The 490-nt window shown below is 47.3% G+C and carries 1 pseudogene; it reads right to left on the reverse strand.

The features are described 5' to 3' along the window. Window positions 1-490 (reverse strand): annotated as a pseudogene (locus tag Y79_RS01000000120045) (hypothetical protein); the annotation flags it as partial.

The following is a 490-nucleotide window of genomic DNA, read 5'->3' on the forward strand; positions in this document are numbered from 1 at the left end:
GGAGAGATGGTAAAAATCCCATGCGCCGACAGCCAGGTCTTTGACGCCTGTTATGGTGTCTTTCCCGACATCATAAAGGCCGACGCCTATTCCTTTGACGATATCCCAAGCCGTTTCTCCGACTTCTTCGAGCTGTTTTGCTTGTTCAAGCTGCATCACATATTGCACCTGAGCGGGTTCAAGGTTTTCATAGCCGATCTTCTTCGCAATTTCCAAATATTCATCCGGATCGGTGACACCATCGGCCAGCTTTTTCTTTAGATCTTTGATTTCCCGCTCTTTCGCTTCTTCCTTTTTAATCGTCAAATAAGCATCCGAATGTCTTGCGATATCACCTTTTTTCTTATGGGTGTCGCTTTCTCGGTACGCCTTGGCATTGTAGTGAAGCGGCGTGGCGCTTTTTCCTTTGCCTGTGGCGTTTTGGAGCTGCTGGAAGTCAGCTTGGATGAACTGTTCGTTCGCTTCGGTTTCTGCGTATTCTTTCATTAGG

Source organism: Bacillus siamensis KCTC 13613 (assembly GCF_000262045.1).
In the GTDB taxonomy this organism is placed as follows: domain Bacteria; phylum Bacillota; class Bacilli; order Bacillales; family Bacillaceae; genus Bacillus; species Bacillus siamensis.